Below are 17043 nucleotides of genomic sequence, written 5' to 3' on the forward strand. Positions count from 1 at the left end.
TCTGAGCCGGCAATTGCCTAATGGGCGGCAATAATGAACGATTTCGAAACTTAAGTACACATCTTTCTGCAAATCCTCATGTCAACCTCCTTTCTGGTGATGTAGGGGCGACCGCCGCTGCCTTACCGTGCGAATCGCTGTCACCGTCTGAGGAGTTTGCCTTTCAGCACCCAGGGAGCTTGTCTGACGCCAGGTTGAATCACGTTGCATTAATGTGTACTAAAATGTTACGCATTGCATGTGTGAGCAACCACTAGCGTCAAGGAAAGCCTCGTCCGACTTCGCGGCCGAGGCCGCCCCCTTGTCCTTCCAGCAGGAAGGCCTGTGGTTCCTCGATCAGATGGCCGAGGGGGGCGCGCCCTACAACATCAATTCGGCAAGCCGGCATCGTGGCCCCCTGGACGCCGAAGTGCTCGAACGCAGCTTGCGCACGCTGATCGCCCGCCACGACAGCCTGCGCACCGCGTTCCACACCTCCGGGCAGGCGCCCCGGCAGTGCGTCCTCCCGGCGCCCGCGGCGCAGCAGCGCTTCAGTTTGCGGCAGGTCGAGCTCGGGCCGGCAGACGCCGCCGGGACCACGCTCCTGGCGCGCATCGGCGCCAGCATCGCCCAGCCCTTCGACCTGTCGAAGGCCCCGTTGCTGCGCGCCGAGTTGTTGCGGATCGCACCCGACGATCATGTCCTGGTGCTGGTCGTGCACCACATCGTGGCCGACGGATGGTCCATGAACGTCATTCGCCGCGAACTCGGCCGGCTCTATGCCCAGGGCGGCGACGACGCCGGCCTGGCCGCGCCGCCACTGCGCTTCTCCGACTGCGTCCGCTGGCAGCGTGATCGTTTCGAGCGCGATGGACTGCTGGCCCAGCTCGGCCATTGGCGCGAGAACCTGCGCGGGCTGCAGACCCTGAACCTGCCGACCGACCGCAACCGGCCGTTGCAGATGGCCTACGAGGGCCGGACCCTGTCGCTGGCCATCGATCCCGCGCTCGCCGCCGACCTGGGGGCGCTGGCGAGGCAGCAGGACGCCACCACCTTCACCACGCTGCTGGCGGCGTTCAATGTGCTCCTGATGCGCTACACCGGGCAGAGCGACATCGCAGTCGGTGTTCCGGTGGCGGCTCGCAACGGGGCCCAGTTGCGCGACGTGGTGGGCTACTTCGCCAACACGGTGGTCATGCGCAACCACCTCGAAGGCGGGAGCAGCTTCACCGAACTGCTGAAACGCGTGCGGCGGACCGCGCGCGCGGCGCTGGTGCACCAGGAGATGCCCTTCGACCGGCTGGTGGCCGAATTGAGCCCGGAACGCGATGCCAGCCGGAATCCGCTCTACCAGGTCGCGTTCGCGCTCGACAACTTTCCCCATCGCCTGCTCGAACTCGACGGACTCGCGAACGAGCAGGTTCGAGTGCATGCCCGCACCTCCAAGTTCGATCTTTCGCTGACGATGGTCGAATCCGACGCCGGACTCGAGGCCTTGTTCGAGTACCGCACCGACCTGTTCGAGGCGCAGACCATCGAGCGGCTGGCGGCGCACTTCGTCCATCTGCTGCGCGGCATCGTCGCCGATCCCGACGGCCCGCTGGACCGCCTGCCGCTGATGGATGACGCCGAGCGGCACCGGATGCTGTTCGATTGGAACCAGCGGCTCCCCGCCGTGGCGCGCGAGCTGCCGGTGCACGAACTCTTCCGGGCCCAGGCGCGAGCGACGCCCGAGGCCGTCGCGCTGCGCTCCGGCGCAGGCAGCACCAGCTACCGCGAACTCGACCTGCTGTCGGACCGGCTTGCCGGCGAGCTGCGCGCGCTGGGCGTCGGGCCCGAGGTGGTCGTCGGCCTCTGCATGCAGCGCTGCATCGGCCTGGCGGTGGCCCTGATGGCGATCTTCAAGGCCGGCGGCGTCTTTCTTCCGCTGGACCCCGCCCACCCGACCGAGCGGCTGCAGGCGATGCTGGACGATGCGACGCCCGCCGTGGTATTGACGCAGGCGGCGCTGGCGGATCGGCTGCGGCGGCTCGACACCGCCGTGCCGACCCGGACCCTGGTGGTTCCGGACGACGGCGGCGAAGTCCCGCGGGAGCCCCTGGCCGAACAGGCCGCACCGTCGCGCCCGGACCAGCTGGCCTATCTGATCTATACCTCCGGCTCGACCGGCACCCCCAAGGCGGCACAGCTGATGCACGGCGGCCTGAGCAACCACGTACTGTGGATGATCGACGCCCTGGAGCTGACGGCGGGCGACCGCGTGCTGCAGAAGACCTCGTCGAGCTTCGACGCATCGCTCTGGGAGTTCTTCTCGCCGCTGTGCTGCGGCGCGACGCTCGTCATCGCCGAGCCCGATGTCCACCAGGACATGCGCCGGCTGGCCGAGGCGATCCGCGACCACGACATCAGCGTCGTCCAGTTCGTGCCGTCCGAGCTGCGTGTGATGCTGGGAGAGATGGACCGCACCGCCTGCCCGGGCCTTCGCTACGTGTTGAGCGGCGGCGAAGCCATGGACCGCGGGCTCGCCGTGTCGTTCCGCCAGGCCCTGCCCGGCGTCCGACTCGGCAACTTCTACGGCCCCACGGAAGCCACCGTGGACAGCGCCTGGTACGAAGTCGCCGAGCCCTTGCCCGAGCGGGCGATCGTGCCGATCGGCCGTCCGATCACCAACGCCCAGTTGTATGTGCTCGATGCCCGACTGCAGCCTCAGCCCGTCAACGTGGCCGGCGAGCTGTACGTCGGCGGGCTGGGCGTCGGGCGCGGCTACCACCGCCGCCCCGAACTCAGCGCTGAACGCTTCGTGCCCAACCCCTTCCGGCCGGGCGAGACGATGTACCGGACCGGCGACTCGGCGCGCTGGCTGCACGACGGCGTGGTGGAGTTCATCGAGCGCCAGGACGACCAGGTCAAGCTGCGCGGCTTCCGGATCGAACTCGGGGAGATCGAGTCCGCGCTGTCGGCTTGCGAGCAGGTGCGGGTGAGCGCGGTGGTCCTGCGCGAAGTGGCCGCCGGCCGCAAGGAGCTGGTCGCCTACGTGGTGCCCCGAGGGCCCGCCGATCCGCGTTCCCTGCGCGCGGCGCTGAAGTCCAGGCTGCCCGACCACATGATCCCGAGCGCGTTCGTGATCCTGCCGGAGCTGCCGCGCCTGGCCAACGGAAAGCTCGACCGAAGCCGCCTTCCCAGCCCCGAGGCCGATGCGTCGACGCTCGACCGGCTCGCGCCGCGATCGCCGATCGAATCCGCCTTGCTGGACATCTGGAGCGATGTGCTGGGCAAGTCGGGCTTCGGCATGCGCGCGAACTTCTTCGACCTGGGCGGACATTCGCTGCTCGCCACCCAGATCGTGTCGCGGATCCGTTCGACCCTGGGGGTGGAGTTCCCCCTGCGGCAGATCTTCGATCACCCGACGATCGAGCAGATGGGCCAGGCCGTGGGCGAGCTGGCCTCCGGCCCGGCGGCCGACGCCGCCGGGCCGCTGGCGCCGATCGAGCCCGTCTCGCGTTCGGGGCCCCTGCCGCTGTCGTTCTCGCAGCGGGGCATGTGGGTCCTGAACCAGCTGGACCCCGAGGGCGCCGCCTACAACATGCGCGACACGATGCGCCTGCGCGGGCCGCTGGACCGCGCCGCGCTGCGCCGGGCCTTCGACCGCCTGGTCGCCAGGCACGAGGCGTTTCGCACGACCTTCGAACTCGTGAACACCGAACCCGCGGCCTTCATCGGCGAGGTGCAGCCGGCCAACGTCATCGAGCTCGACCTGTCGGAGGTCCCGGAGAGCGAACGCGACCTCGCCATTCAAGGCCATGCCGGGCGCATCGCCAACGCGCCTTTCGACCTGGCGAGCGGGCCCTTGCACCGCTTCGTCCTGATGCGGCTCGGCGCCGACGACCATGTCCTGGTCCTCGTGATGCACCACATCATCGGCGACGACTGGTCATGGAACATCCTGCTGCGCGAGCTGCAGGACCTGTACGCCGCCGAGCTGCGCGGCGACGCCGGCAGCGACAGTCCGCGCGCCTTCGATTTCGTCGACTACGCCAGCTGGCAGCGAGCCCACATCGGCGACCGCGTGCTCGCCAGCCAGACGCAGTACTGGCTGGGCCAGCTGGCCGGCATGAGCCCGTTGCACCTGAGCTCCGACACCGCCGCGGCGCAGCGCCACAGCAGCCGCGGCGAGCGTGTCCGGCTGGCCTTGCCCCCTGACTGGCTGGGCGGCATCCAGCGCTTCAGCCGCGGCGTGGGCCTCACGCCGTTCATGACGCTGCTGGCGGCGTTCCAGGCCATGCTGTCGCGCTATTGCGGGCAGGAGGACATCGTGGTCGGGACGCCGATCGCAGGGCGCATGCGCATCGAGTCCGAGGAAGTGGTCGGCTCGCTGGTCAACACGCTGGCCCTGCGCAGCCAGGTGCGCGCGACACAGAGCTTCCACGAACTCGCGCAGCAGGTGCGCGAGACCTGCCTGTCGGCGTTCATGCACCAGGACATCCCGTTCGACTACCTGATGGACAGCCTGCACAAGCAGCGGACCGGAACCCGGGCGCCCGAGATCCGCGTGCTGTTCAACGTGCTGAACACCCCGCGCAAGCGCTCTGAGTTCGAGGGGCTGGAGGCGAGCGTCCTGCGCACCGACCTGCACGCGACGCTGTTCGATCTCGAATTGACGATCGACACCGAGCGCGAGCACGCGATCTCCCTGACCTATTCGACCGAGCTGTTCACCGCCGAGACCGCCCAGGCGATCCTGGACAACTACATGCATCTGCTCGGGCGCTTCATCGCCCAGCCGGAACGGCCCCTGCACGACCATGCGGCCGCCAGCCCCGAAGACCTGGCCCGGCTCGCGGCCTGGAACCGGACCGAGCGCGCCTATCCGCGCGAGCTCACCCTGCACCGCCTCCTCGAGGCCCGCTGCGAGGCGCCCGGCACCGCCATCGCACAGATGCCCGGCGACACCCTGGACTACCCGGAACTCTGGTCGCGCGTGCGCCGCCTGGCCCGCGTGCTGCGTGCGCGCGGCGTGCAACGGGGCAGCCTGGTGGGCCTCTGCGTGCAGCGCACGCCGGCGATGGTGGTGGCACAGCTCGCGATCCTGAGCGCCGGCGGCGCCTATGTGCCGCTGGACCCGGCCTATCCGCTGCAGCGGCTGCACGACATGGCGCTCGACGCCGCGCTGAAGCTGCTGGTGACCGAGCAATCTCTGGCCGCGCCGTGGCAGGACCTGGCCGTGCCGAAGCTGCTGCTCGACCAGGCGCAGGCTGAACTGCTGGCGCAGCCCGCCACTGCCCTGCCGGCCGATGCGGCGCGCGACGCACGGCCGCAGGACCCGGCCTATGTCATCTACACCTCGGGCTCCACCGGCAAGCCCAAGGGCGTGGTGGTGCCGCACCGCGCCGTGGTGAACTTCCTGCTGTCGATGCAGCGCGAACCCGGTCTGGCGCAGGACGACGTGGTCGTCGCCGTGACCACGCTGAGCTTCGACATCGCGGTGCTCGAACTGCTGCTGCCGCTGCTCGGCGGCGCCACCCTCGTGCTTGCGACCCGCGAACAGGCCGTCGACGGCGAGGCGCTGCGCGCGCTGCTCGCGCGGTCGCGGGCTACCCTGATGCAGGCCACGCCCGCGACCTGGCGGCTGCTGATCGATGCCGGATGGCACGGCTCGCCGTCCTTCAAGGCGCTGGTCGGCGGCGAGAGCCTCGGTCCGCAGCTGGCCGGGCAACTCTCGGCGCGCACCAGCGAACTCTGGAACCTGTACGGCCCGACCGAGACCACGGTCTGGTCCACCTGCTGGAGGGTGCCGCCGGACGCGCAGACCATCGCCATCGGCCGCCCGATCGCGAACACCGCCATCCATGTGCTCGACGCCCAGGGCAAGCGCTGCCCGGCCGGCGTGTCGGGGGAGATCTTCATCGGCGGCGAAGGCGTGGCGACCGGCTACCTGCAGCGGCCGGAACTGACCGCCGAACGCTTCGTCCCCGACCCCTTCGGCACCGACCCGCAGGCGCGCATGTACCGCACCGGCGACCGCGGGCGCTGGCGCCACGACGGCCTGCTAGAGCACCAGGGGCGGCTCGACTTCCAGATCAAGGTGCGCGGCCATCGCATCGAACCGGGCGAGATCGAAGCCCGGCTGCAGGCGCATGCCGATGTCGCGCAGTGCCTGGTCATGGCGCGCGAAGACCGCCCCGGTGATGCGCGCCTGGTGGCCTATGTCGTCCTGCGCGGCGGCGACCTCGACGCATCGGCCCTCAGGGATCATCTGCGTATCAACCTGCCCGACTACATGCTGCCGCAGCACTACGTCGCCCTCGACGCCCTGCCGCTGCTGCCCAACGGCAAGGTCGACCGGCACGCGCTGCCGGCGCCGCGGGCCGAACAGCGGCCCCAGGCGAGCGCCGCCGATGCGCCTTCGACGCCGGCGGAGCGCGCCCTGGCCGCGATCTGGTGCGAGTTGCTGGGATTGGACGGCGACGCCGTCATGCGCACCGACAACTTCTTCGACCTTGGCGGCGACTCGCTCCAGGTCGGCCGGGCCGTCATCGCCTTCCACCGCCGCAGCGCTGTCCGGCTGGAAGCCCGGCGAATGATCTTCGAGTCGCTGGCGCAACTGGTCCGCGGCATCGAGCTGCCGGAGAGCGAACCGGCGCCGGTCGAAGAGTCGGCGAATCAGCCGAAGGGCTGGTTCAAGCGGCTCTTCAAGCGCGCCTGAAGGCTCAGGCCGCGCCGATGCCGGCGACCAGGTGATCGACGGGCTGGCCGCCCCGCAACGCGGCCGTGAAGGCCAGCATGCGGTCGATCGGCACCCGCGCCCGCAGCCCCAATGCCGGCTCGACATGCACCTCGCCGGCACCCGTCTCCAGCACGTGGGCGAGACCGGCAAGGCCGTTCATGGCCATCCACGGACAGTGGGCGCAGCTCTTGCACGTGGCCGAGTTGCCGGCCGTGGGCGCCTCGATGAAAGTCTTGCCCGGGTTCAGGGTGCGCAGCTTGTGCAGCATGCCGCTGTCGGTGGCGACGATGAACTCGCTGGCGTCCATGCGCTGCGCCGCGCTCAGGATGGCCGAGGTCGAACCCACAGCATCGGCCAGCGCGATCACATCGGCCGGCGCCTCGGGATGCACCAGCACGCGGGCCGCCGGTTGCTGCTTCTTGAGCAGCTCGAGTTCGAGCGCCTTGAATTCGTCGTGCACGATGCAGGCGCCGCCCCAGCTCACCATGTCGGCGCCGGTCTCGCGGCGGATGTAGTCGCCCAGGTGCCGGTCGGGCGCCCACAGGATCTTCTGCCCCTGGGCCGTCAGCGCGCGCACCACGTCGAGCGCGCAGCTCGAGGTCACGAGCCAGTCGGCGCGCGCCTTCACGGCGGCGCTGGTGTTGGCATAGACCACGACCGTGCGGTCGGGATGCAGCGCGCAGAAGCGGGCGAAGTCTTCTTCCGGGCAGCCGAGGTCGAGCGAACAGGTCGCGTCCAGGTCGGGCATCAGGATCCGCTTCTCGGGCGACAGGATCTTGGCGGTCTCGCCCATGAAGCGCACGCCCGAGACCACCAGCGTCCGCGCCGCATGGTCGCGGCCGAAGCGCGCCATCTCGAGCGAATCGCTCACCAGGCCGCCGGTCTCCTCGGCAAGGTCCTGCAGGTCGGGGTGGACGTAGTAGTGCGACACCATCACCGCATCGCGCTCGCGCAGCAGGCGGCGGATGCGTGTCTTCAAGGCCTCGCGCTCGCCCGGCCCGGGCTCGGGCGGCACGCGGGCCCAGGCATGGCGGGTGTCGCATGCCGTGCTGCCGTCGCCGGTGGCCAGCGGCTGCTCGTAGTCGACATCGATCATGGCGAAGCTCATTCTCAAGCCTCCTGGAATCGCATCGAGAAATCGATCGCCTTGACGTCCTTGGTCAAGGCACCGATGGAGATCCGGTCGACGCCGGTCTCGGCCAGGGCGCGCAAGCCCTCGAGCGTCACGCCGCCCGAGATCTCGAGCACGGCACGGGCATCGCCAGCGGCATCGTTGCGGCGCACCGCCTCACGCAGCGTCGGCAGGTCCATGTTGTCCAGCAGCAGCATGCGGGCGCCGTTGGCCAGCGCCTCGTCGAGCTGCGCCAGCGTCTCGACCTCGATCTGCACGAACTTCGCACGGCCCGCGACGCGCGCCGCGGCACGCAGCGCCGCGCTCACGCCGCCCGCCGCGACGATGTGGTTCTCCTTGATCAGCACGGCGTCGTAGAGGCCGATGCGATGGTTGACGCCGCCGCCGGCGCGCACCGCGTACTTCTGCGCCAGACGAAGGCCGGGCAGCGTCTTGCGGGTGTCGACGATCCGGGCCCGCGTGCCGCGCACGGCATCGACATGCAGCGCGGTCTTGGTCGCAACCGCACTCAACAGTTGCAGGAAGTTGAGCGCTGTGCGCTCGGCCGTGAGCAGCGCCCTGGCAGCGCCCGCGAGTTCGAGCACGACCTGGTCCGGCGCGCAGCGGGCGCCCTCTTCGACATGCCAGGTGATCCGCGCATCGGGGGCCAGATGCCGCACCACCGCCTCGACCCAGGGAATGCCGCACAGCACGGCGGACTCGCGGGCGACGACGCGCGCCACCGCGCGGCGATCGGCATCGATCAGAGAGGCCGTGAGATCGCCGGCTGCAACGTCTTCATCGAGGGCCCGCAGTACATCGGCACGCACCACGGCGGCCCACTCGGCGGAAGAAAAATCGAGGGTACTGTCCATCTTGATCATCGGAAACGCGAGGCCGCGCACAAGCAGCGAATGGCCGCGATCGTAGCAGCGATGCCGACACCGGCCGGTGCGCGCAAATGCACGCAGGCGTAGCGCAAGAGTCGGTTATGGTTCGCCCCGTTTGACATCCGAAGCAAGAGCGAAGACCTGTGATTTTTCATGAATTCGACGTGCTGATCGTCGGCAGCGGCCTGGCCGGACTCAGCACCGCACTGCACCTCGCAGCGACGCATCGCGTGGCCGTCATCACCAAGCGCGCGGTGGACGATGGCGCCAGCCAGTGGGCCCAGGGCGGCATCGCGGCGGTGCTCGCCGAGGGCGACAGCGTGCAGTCGCATGTCGACGACACGCTGGTGGCCGGCGCGGGCCTCTGCGACCTGGCCGCCACGCGCTTCGTGGTCGAGCATGCGCCCGAGGCCATCGCCTGGCTGCGCGGGCTCGGCGTGCCCTTCTCGCTCGAGGACGGCGCGCTGCACCTCACGCGCGAAGGCGGCCACAGCCAGCGCCGCATCGTGCATGCGGCCGACGCCACCGGCGCCGCGGTGCAGCGCACGCTGATCGAGCAGGTGAGGCGCACGCCCAACATCACGCTGTTCGAGCAGCACACGCTGGTCGACCTGATCACGGGCCGCAAGCTCGGGCTCGCCGACACCGGCTGCCAGGGCCTGCACGTGCTCGACGAGGCCACCGACGAGGTCCTCACCTTTCGCGCAGCGCACACCGTGCTGGCGACGGGCGGTGCCGGCAAGGTCTACCTCTACACGAGCAATCCGGACACCGCCACCGGCGACGGCATCGCGGCGGCCTGGCGCGCGCGCTGCCGGGTCGCGAACATGGAGTTCATCCAGTTCCACCCGACCTGCCTCTACCACCCCGATGCCAAGTCCTTCCTGATCAGCGAAGCGGTGCGCGGCGAGGGCGGCCGGCTGCTGCTGCCGGATGGCACCCGCTTCATGCCCGCGCACGACGCGCGCGCCGAGCTCGCGCCGCGCGACATCGTGGCGCGCGCCATCGACTTCGAGATGAAGAAGCACGGGCTCGACTGCGTGCACCTCGACATCTCGCACCAGAGCCCGGCCTTCCTGCAGGAGCACTTCCCGAACATCCTGGCGCGCTGCGCAGCGCTCGGCATCGACATCACGCGCTCGCCGATCCCGGTGGTGCCGGCCGCGCACTACACCTGCGGCGGCGTGCTCACCGACTTGGCCGGCCGCACCGACGTGCCCGGCCTCTACGCGATCGGCGAGACCGCCTGCACCGGCCTGCACGGCGCCAACCGGCTGGCCAGCAATTCGCTGGTCGAGTGCATGGTGTTCGCCCGCGCCGCCGCCGCGGCCATCGTCGAATCACCCCGGCAGCCCCAGGCCGCGCTGCCGGCCTGGGACGACAGCCGCGTCACCGATGCCGACGAGACGGTGGTCATCTCGCACAACTGGGACGAGCTGCGCCGCTTCATGTGGGACTACGTCGGCATCGTGCGCACCAACAAGCGGCTCGAACGTGCGGCGCACCGCATCGCGCTGCTGCAAGGCGAGGTGCAGGATTTCTACGGCAACTTCCACGTCACGCGCGACCTGCTCGAGCTGCGCAACCTGGTGCAGGTGGCGGACCTGATCGTGCGCTCGGCGCAGGCCCGGCGCGAAAGCCGCGGCCTGCACTTCAGCCGTGACTACCCGGCACTCGCCGCACCCGCGGCACCGACCATCCTCGTGCCGCCCGCGCTCTGACGCGGACGCGCTTCGTCTTTTCGTCCACAGAGAAAGAGCTTTCGCATCATGTTCCGCACCCTGCTCAAGTCCAAGATCCACCGTGTCGCGGTCACCGACTGCGAACTGCACTACGAAGGCTCCTGCGCCATCGACGAAGACCTGCTCGACGCCGCCGGCCTGGCCGAGAACGAGCAGGTCCACATCTGGAACATCAACAACGGAGAGCGCTTCGTGACCTATGCGATTCGCGGCCAGCGCGGCAGCGGCATCATTTCCGTCAACGGCTCGGCCGCGCGCCGGGCCTCGGTCGGCGACCTGATCATCATCGCCGCCTTCGGCCTGGTGCCCGAGGACCAGGTGGCCGGCCATCGGCCGAAGCTGGTGTTCGTCGACGGCGCCAACCGCATCAAGGAAGAGCGCGCCCACATCCCCGTGCAGGCCGCCTCCGGCGAGGCCGTCGCGGCCTGAGCGACCCGCAATGGCAAACCCTGCCGCCGCCGACGCGGCCATCCCCTACGGCACCCTGCCCCCGGCCTCGCCGCCGGCCACGCGCAAGCCGCTCAGCCTGCCGCGGCTGGCCGACATGCATGCGCGCGGCGACAAGATCGTCATGCTGACCGCCTACGACGCCACCTTCGCCGCCGTGGCCGATGCCGCTGGTGTCGAATGCCTTCTGGTCGGCGACTCGCTGGGCATGGTCTGCCAGGGCCTCAACAGCACCGTGGGCGTGTCGCTCGACACCATGCGCCACCACACCGAAAGCGTCGAACGCGGATTGCGCCGGGTCCAGGGCACGGCCTGGCTGATCGCCGACCTGCCCTTCGGCAGCTACCACGCGTCGCGCGAACAGGCGCTGCACAGCGCTGCCGTGCTGATGCAGGCCGGCGCCCACATGGTCAAGCTCGAAGGCGGCGGCTGGACCACCGACACCGTGCGCTTCCTGGTCGAGCGCGGCATTCCGGTCTGCGCCCACCTGGGCCTCACGCCACAGACGGTGCATGCGCTCGGCGGCTACCGCGTGCAGGGCCGCAGCGGCGAGGCCGCGGCCCTGCTCAAGCAGCAGGCCCATGCGCTGCAGGACGCAGGCGCCGCGATGCTGGTGCTCGAGATGGTGCCCGCCACGCTGGCCGCCGAACTCACGGCCGAACTGAAGCACTGCGCCACCATCGGCATCGGCGCCGGCCGCGGCACCGCGGGCCAGGTGCTGGTGATGCACGACATGCTGGGCGTCGGACTCGGCAAGCTGCCGAAGTTCGTGCGCAACTTCATGGCCGATGCGCCCGGCATCGCCGAGGCCATGCAGGCCTACGTCTGCGCCGTCAAGGACGGCAGCTTTCCCGACGACTCACTCCACGCCTGGTAGGCGCCCCGACCATGCACGTCATCCGCACCCTCCCTGAACTGCGCGACCACCTGGGCCGCTTCGAACGCCCCGCCTTCGTCCCCACCATGGGCAACCTGCACGACGGCCACCTCGACCTCGTGCGGCAGGCCAGGCCGCGGGGCGACGTCACGGTCGCCAGCATCTTCGTGAACCGCCTGCAGTTCCTTCCGCACGAGGATTTCGACACCTATCCGCGCACCTGGGACAGCGACTGCGAGAAGCTGCAGGCGGCCGGCTGCGACGTGCTGTTCGCGCCCGACGAACGTGCCCTCTACCCCGAATCCCAGACCTGCAAGGTGCATCCCGACGGCGCCCTGGCCGACATCCTCGAAGGCCACTTCCGCCCGGGCTTCTTCGTCGGCGTCTGCACGGTCGTCATGAAACTCTTCGCCTGCGTGCAGCCGCGCGTGGCCGTGTTCGGCAAGAAGGACTACCAGCAGCTGCTGGTCATCCGCCACATGGTGCGGCAGTTCGCCTTGCCGATCGAGATCGTGGGCAGCGAGACCCGGCGCGCCGACGACGGGCTCGCGCTGTCTTCGCGCAACGGCTACCTGGGCCAGTCCGCGCGCGTCGAGGCCGTGCAACTGTCGCTCGCGCTGAAGGCCATGGCCGCGGCAGTGCAGGCGGGCGAGCGCGACTTCGCCGCGATCGAGGCGCGCGCGATGCAATCGCTCAGCGCGCGCGGCTGGCAGCCCGACTACATGGTGCTGCGGCGGCGCGCCGACCTGCAGGCACCGGCCGCGGACGAGCCCCTGGTGGCGCTGGCCGCGGCGCGACTGGGAAGCACCCGGCTGATCGACAACCTGGAGATCCCGCAAACGGCTTGACGCGAAAGACCTGCCGACCAAAGGGAAGATTCGCGACAAGTTCAGGAATGGCGTCCGAGCGACGCGGGGTAGATTGGACGCGCTCCAATCTTTACCCCCGATCGACCGTGACAGTCCAAGGCGAAGTCGCCATTCCGTTCGCACATCCCGTCTACATCCGAAGCATCGTCGACTGCCTGAACAGCCGCGGCGTTCGACCGTCGGACGTGCTCGCGAGTGCCGGCCTGGCCTGGCAGGATCTCAGCGACGGCCAGCGGATGGTCGACTTCTCGGTCTTCCGCCGCTTTGTCACGCACGCCATCCAGACCAGCGGCGAACCCGCGCTGGGGCTGATGGCGGGCTCGATGCTCCAGCCGTATCACAGCCCGGTCGGCATCGCCGCCGTGACCAGCGACACCTTGGGCCAGGGCCTGCAGTTCTTGAGCCGGCATGCCAGGCTCATCTTCCGCAGCATGGACATCAAGATCGAGAACGGGCCGCGCTGGAGCACGCTCAGGGTCAAGCCGATGCGCCCCCTGTGCGAGACCCATGTCTTCGTCATGCAGTCGATCCTGGGCGCCTACTGCCGCCTGCTCGAAGCCATCCTGGGACGGCCGGCCGACGAACTCACGGCAGGCTTGCCCTACCCTCGCCCGACCGGCAACGACATCCCCTGCCTGCGCTATGTCCGGCGGGTCGAGTTCGACCAGGAACACCTCAGCTTCCAGTTGCCGGTCGAGCTGCTTCGGGTGCGCTCGACCGCCGCCGACGCCGACGCCTTCCACGAGGCGGCGCAGGCATGCCGCAAGATGGAGTCGGAACTGGGGCACGGGGACTTCGTGGCGCGCGTTCGCCGCGCGCTGCTCGAACGCCTGACAGCCAACCCCGAGGTCGGCGAGCTCGCCACCGACCTGGGCATCTCGGGCCGGACGCTGGCGCGCCGGCTGGCCGAAGCGGGGCTCAACTACTCCGACATCAAGGACGACCTGCGCAAGACGCACGCCGCCTGGTACCTGCAGCACACCGAGCTGTCGATGGAGGCCATTGCATCGCAGCTCGGCTACAACGACCCCACCAACTTCAGCCGCAAGTTCAAGTGCTGGTACCGCGTGCCGCCGAGCAAGATGCGGCAGACCTTGCGCGGCGGGCTGCACTAGGCTGCGCCAAGCCGCACTAGGCGTCGAAGCGCGCACGCCGGGCTGGCGCGCCCGTCGGCCTCCGGTCGACTGGCCCGACGTAGCCGATCGTCTCGTGGATGCGCGAGAGGATGTCGACGCACCGCTCTTTCAGCTCCCGGCCGCGCGGGGTCAACGAGACCTTGCGGGTCGTGCGCTGGAGCAGAGGCGCGTCGAGCATGGTTTCGAGACGGGTGACGCTGCGGCTCACGCTCGACTTGTGGATCTGCAAAGCATCGGCTGCCGACGAGAAGCTGGCAAGCGAGGCGACATAGGCGAAGACGCGGAGATCGTTGAGGTCGATCATTGCGCCCGCACCGTGGCTCGATGAAACATCGTTCTGCATTGGAGTCTCTCCCTGGCCTGGAATGAAAAAAGGCTGTCCGGCCATGACCGGACAGCCTTTCGGAGCTAGCTGCTTGATCCGGGCTTGCGCCTCGAATCAGAACGAGTGGCGAATGCCGAGGTCGTAGCCGGTCGAGCTCTTCGGGGTCATCGTGGCACCTGCCGCGGTGGTCACGAACGCCGGGCCGCCCAGCGTCAGGTCGGCGCCGTCCTTGTTGTTCACGCGCGCCACCGTCGCGTACAGGGCCGTGCGCTTCGACAGGTTGTGGACATAGCCCAGGGCGAACTTGTCGGCCTTCGGGTCGGGACGGAAGCCAAGCACCTGGTCGATGTACGTGCCGGTGTTCTTGTATTTCACCGCCGAGTACGACATGCGGATCAGGCCAGCGCCGACCGGAACGGTGGCACCGAGCAGCCAGCCGTCAGCGCCAGGGTTACGCCAGCCGAACGGGTTGGCGGCGGTCGCCACGAAGGGCCTCGACGCGTCGCGCTTCAGCTTGGCGTTGGAGAATTCGCCGAACAGCTTGACGGCACCGAAGTCGTAAGAAGCGCCGAGGTTCCAGGTGTCGAGGTTGTCGGTGGTGCCGGCGTAGAAGTTCGAGCCGACGGTGCTTTCGCCGTAGGCGAGCGCCACGTCCAGGGGGCCGTTCGCATAGCCGACGCGGCCACCGATGTAGCGGCCGGCGCGCTCGTTGCCGGCGGTGGCGGCGTTGCCGGGCGTCAGACGACCCGGGTCATAGCTGGTCTTCTCGTTCATGGCGTACATGAACTGGCCGTAGAAGCCGCCCAGGTTCGGCGGCAGGAAGTAGCCGATCGAGTTGCTGGCGCGGGTGTAGGTCGTGTTGGCGGTGAAGCCGCCTTGCGAGATCACGCTGCCCGGGTTGTTGTAGCCGTTGGCGGTCGAGATCAGGTTGGTGCCCACGCCATTGGTGCCGAACGGATCGAACACGGTGTCGTTCCAGAACGTCGGGGTGTAGTCGCGGCCGAGGCGGATTTCACCGAAGTTGCCGGACAGGCTGACGGTCGAACGGCGTTGCCAGTTCTGGCCACCGCCGACAGCAGTGCCGGTACCGTCGTCATTGTTCAGGGCGCCTTCGAGCCAGAAGCTGGCGGCCAGGCCGCCACCGAGGTCTTCGGTGCCGCGGAAGCCCAGGCGGCTGGAGTTGTAGCCCGAGTTGCGCAGCACGGTCTGGCTGGTCGTGGCGGTGCCGCGGTTGACGAAGGTCTGGTTCGCCAGGCTTTCGAGGGTGGGAGCGTTCCGGTCTTCCGACTTGTTCGAGAAGCCGCTGATGGTCGCGTCGACCACGCCGAACAGGGTGACCGACGACTGGGCCGAAGCGATACCGGCGACAGCCATGGCAGCCAGGGCAACTAGAGATTTTTTCATTGCAAGTTTCTCCAAGGTTAAACATAGGGCTCCGGTGCGAAGGGCTGTGAGTGACTGGCACTTCTCGCTCCCACCAGACCCCGGGCCAACCTCCTTTTGGGAAGTTGTCGCTATTGCATCAGAGGCCTTTATTCCGGGCAGCGTCATTCATGCAAAGTCAACCAGTGACTATGCAAAGTCGACCTCAACTAATTGGAGTTGCGTTGTTGTATTGCGACATGGCATTGAGCCAGTCACTGCGAGTCATTGCATTGGCATTGATTGCCAATCACACCTTCGCATTGCGCGACAGGTATTAACTTCCGATTGAGAAATAAGAAACGTCTGAATATAAAGCCCCAGTCCATTCAATCAATGAACGGGACTCGAGTTGACTGACGAGTGACGGGGCAAGAGGGCGTGCGATGAACCTACTGCGCCTTCTCCGCATCGCGGCGCACGATCTCCTCGACCATGGCCCGGAACTGATCCGCGAGCACGTTGCGCACCACCATCTTGCCGATCACCGGCGGGACCGCGAAGTCGGGCACGAGCCGGCCCGAATAGCTCAGCCGCACCGCGCCGGTGGGCATGATCGCCACCGTGTAGCGGCCTTCCATCTCCCTCAGATTGCCGCCGACCGCATGCGCCACGACCGACCGCGGCGGGATCTCGACCACCGCCAGCCGCGCCTCCACCGGCTGGCTGAACCACAGGAAGCCGAACTCCCCCGTCTGCTCGACGATGACGTGGTCGGCGGCGCGCCGCACCACGCGCGAGCTGCGCATGTACGGAATGAACTCGGCGAGATGGTCGTAGTCGGTGATGACGCCCCACACGGTGCGCGGGTCCACCCGCATCTCGGCCGACGCCGTCACGGTGATCGACTCGCCCTGGCCGTTGGTCTCGATCGCGACCTGCTGTGCGCCGGCCGCGGCGAGCATGCACAGCGCCCCGGCGAGCAGCAGCACCCTGGCGGCGGCATGCGGCTTCAAGACGTCACGATCCCGACTGCGCGCGTTGCTGGCTGCGGTACTTCGCGATCTCCCCCTTCAGGTCGGTGAACTCCTCGCACGGAAAGAAGCAGAGCGAATCGAGCACCTTCAGCTCCTGTTCGGCCCGGCCGAGGTCGCCCATCTGCAGGTAGGCTTCGCCGAGGTATTCGTGCGCGCCCCGGTGCTTCGGGTTGATCTTCAGCGCCTTGTCGTAGTCGCTCAGCGCCAGGTCCATGTTGCCCAGCTTGCGGTGCGCGTGGCCGAGCTCGTTCCAGGCATCGGCATCGCCCGGCGCGCGAAGCAAGTAGACCGTCATATGGGCCACGACCTGCTGCCAGTCCTCCTTCTTGACGGCCGTCATGCCGGCCCTGAAGTCGGGATCGGGATTGACTTGCTCGCTGGTTCCCGGTCCACCGCCGCCTCCTCCTCCACCACCACCGCCGCCACCACCGCCACCACCGCCACCTCCACCCCCTCCCCCAGCCGCGAGCGCGGACAGGCTGAAGGCCAGCGAGGCGACGGAAACGAAGACTGTCATTGCACGTTTCATGGTGAGTTGCTCCTT

The 17043-nt window shown here is 68.7% G+C and carries 12 protein-coding genes; 6 read left to right on the forward strand and 6 right to left on the reverse strand.

What is annotated here, in order from left to right:
* The first annotated feature begins 301 nt into the window (after window positions 1-301).
* On the forward strand, window positions 302-6682 hold the full coding sequence (locus QTI17_RS16785) for a non-ribosomal peptide synthetase (RefSeq protein ID WP_286534536.1): 6381 nt from the start codon (window positions 302-304) through the stop codon (window positions 6680-6682).
* 4 nt (window positions 6683-6686) lie between these two features.
* Here QTI17_RS16785 and nadA read toward each other — a convergent pair whose 3' ends face one another.
* Both nadA and nadC read right to left on the reverse strand, forming a co-directional pair.
* Complete coding sequence (gene nadA, locus QTI17_RS16790) at window positions 6687-7811, reverse strand: quinolinate synthase NadA (protein ID WP_286534538.1); 1125 nt, start codon at window positions 7809-7811, stop codon at window positions 6687-6689.
* Between the two features lie 2 nt (window positions 7812-7813).
* The gene (nadC, locus tag QTI17_RS16795) at window positions 7814-8689 is read right to left on the reverse strand and encodes a carboxylating nicotinate-nucleotide diphosphorylase (protein ID WP_286534540.1); all 876 of its coding nucleotides are present in this window, start codon (window positions 8687-8689) and stop codon (window positions 7814-7816) included.
* A gap of 158 nt (window positions 8690-8847) precedes the next feature.
* Here nadC and nadB point away from each other — a divergent pair, with 158 nt between their 5' ends.
* From nadB to QTI17_RS16820, 5 genes are all read left to right on the forward strand, one after another.
* Window positions 8848-10425 carry an L-aspartate oxidase gene (nadB, locus tag QTI17_RS16800; RefSeq protein WP_286534541.1) on the forward strand — a complete coding sequence of 526 codons (1578 nt, stop codon included), beginning with the start codon at window positions 8848-8850 and terminating at the stop codon, window positions 10423-10425.
* A 48-nt stretch (window positions 10426-10473) separates the two neighbouring features.
* Window positions 10474-10875 carry an aspartate 1-decarboxylase gene (panD, locus tag QTI17_RS16805; protein WP_286525044.1) on the forward strand — a complete coding sequence of 134 codons (402 nt, stop codon included), beginning with the start codon at window positions 10474-10476 and terminating at the stop codon, window positions 10873-10875.
* 10 nt (window positions 10876-10885) lie between these two features.
* On the forward strand, window positions 10886-11770 hold the full coding sequence (gene panB, locus QTI17_RS16810) for a 3-methyl-2-oxobutanoate hydroxymethyltransferase (RefSeq protein ID WP_286534543.1): 885 nt from the start codon (window positions 10886-10888) through the stop codon (window positions 11768-11770).
* Window positions 11771-11781: 11 nt separating this feature from the next.
* A complete protein-coding gene (gene panC / locus QTI17_RS16815; protein ID WP_286534544.1) occupies window positions 11782-12618 on the forward strand; it encodes a pantoate--beta-alanine ligase in 837 nt (278 codons plus the stop codon).
* Between the two features lie 107 nt (window positions 12619-12725).
* The gene (locus QTI17_RS16820; protein ID WP_286534547.1) at window positions 12726-13754 is read left to right on the forward strand and encodes an AraC family transcriptional regulator; all 1029 of its coding nucleotides are present in this window, start codon (window positions 12726-12728) and stop codon (window positions 13752-13754) included.
* A 16-nt stretch (window positions 13755-13770) separates the two neighbouring features.
* Here QTI17_RS16820 and QTI17_RS16825 read toward each other — a convergent pair whose 3' ends face one another.
* The 4 genes from QTI17_RS16825 to QTI17_RS16840 all read right to left on the reverse strand — a co-directional run bounded on the left by QTI17_RS16825 (window position 13771) and on the right by QTI17_RS16840 (window position 17028).
* Window positions 13771-14118, reverse strand: coding sequence for a LysR family transcriptional regulator (locus tag QTI17_RS16825; RefSeq protein ID WP_286534549.1), 348 nt, complete (start codon window positions 14116-14118; stop codon window positions 13771-13773).
* 96 nt (window positions 14119-14214) lie between these two features.
* Entirely contained in the window at window positions 14215-15504 is a 1290-nt protein-coding gene (locus tag QTI17_RS16830; protein ID WP_286534551.1) for a porin, read from the reverse strand.
* Between the two features lie 410 nt (window positions 15505-15914).
* Entirely contained in the window at window positions 15915-16478 is a 564-nt protein-coding gene (locus tag QTI17_RS16835; protein WP_286534552.1) for an SRPBCC family protein, read from the reverse strand.
* A 4-nt stretch (window positions 16479-16482) separates the two neighbouring features.
* Window positions 16483-17028: a tetratricopeptide repeat protein gene (locus tag QTI17_RS16840; RefSeq protein WP_286534553.1), complete on the reverse strand. Its 546-nt coding sequence runs from the start codon at window positions 17026-17028 to the stop codon at window positions 16483-16485.
* Between the last annotated feature and the right edge of the window lie 15 nt (window positions 17029-17043).

Origin of the sequence: Variovorax sp. J31P179, assembly GCF_030316985.1 — a bacterium.
Lineage (GTDB): Bacteria > Pseudomonadota > Gammaproteobacteria > Burkholderiales > Burkholderiaceae_C > Variovorax > Variovorax ginsengisoli_B.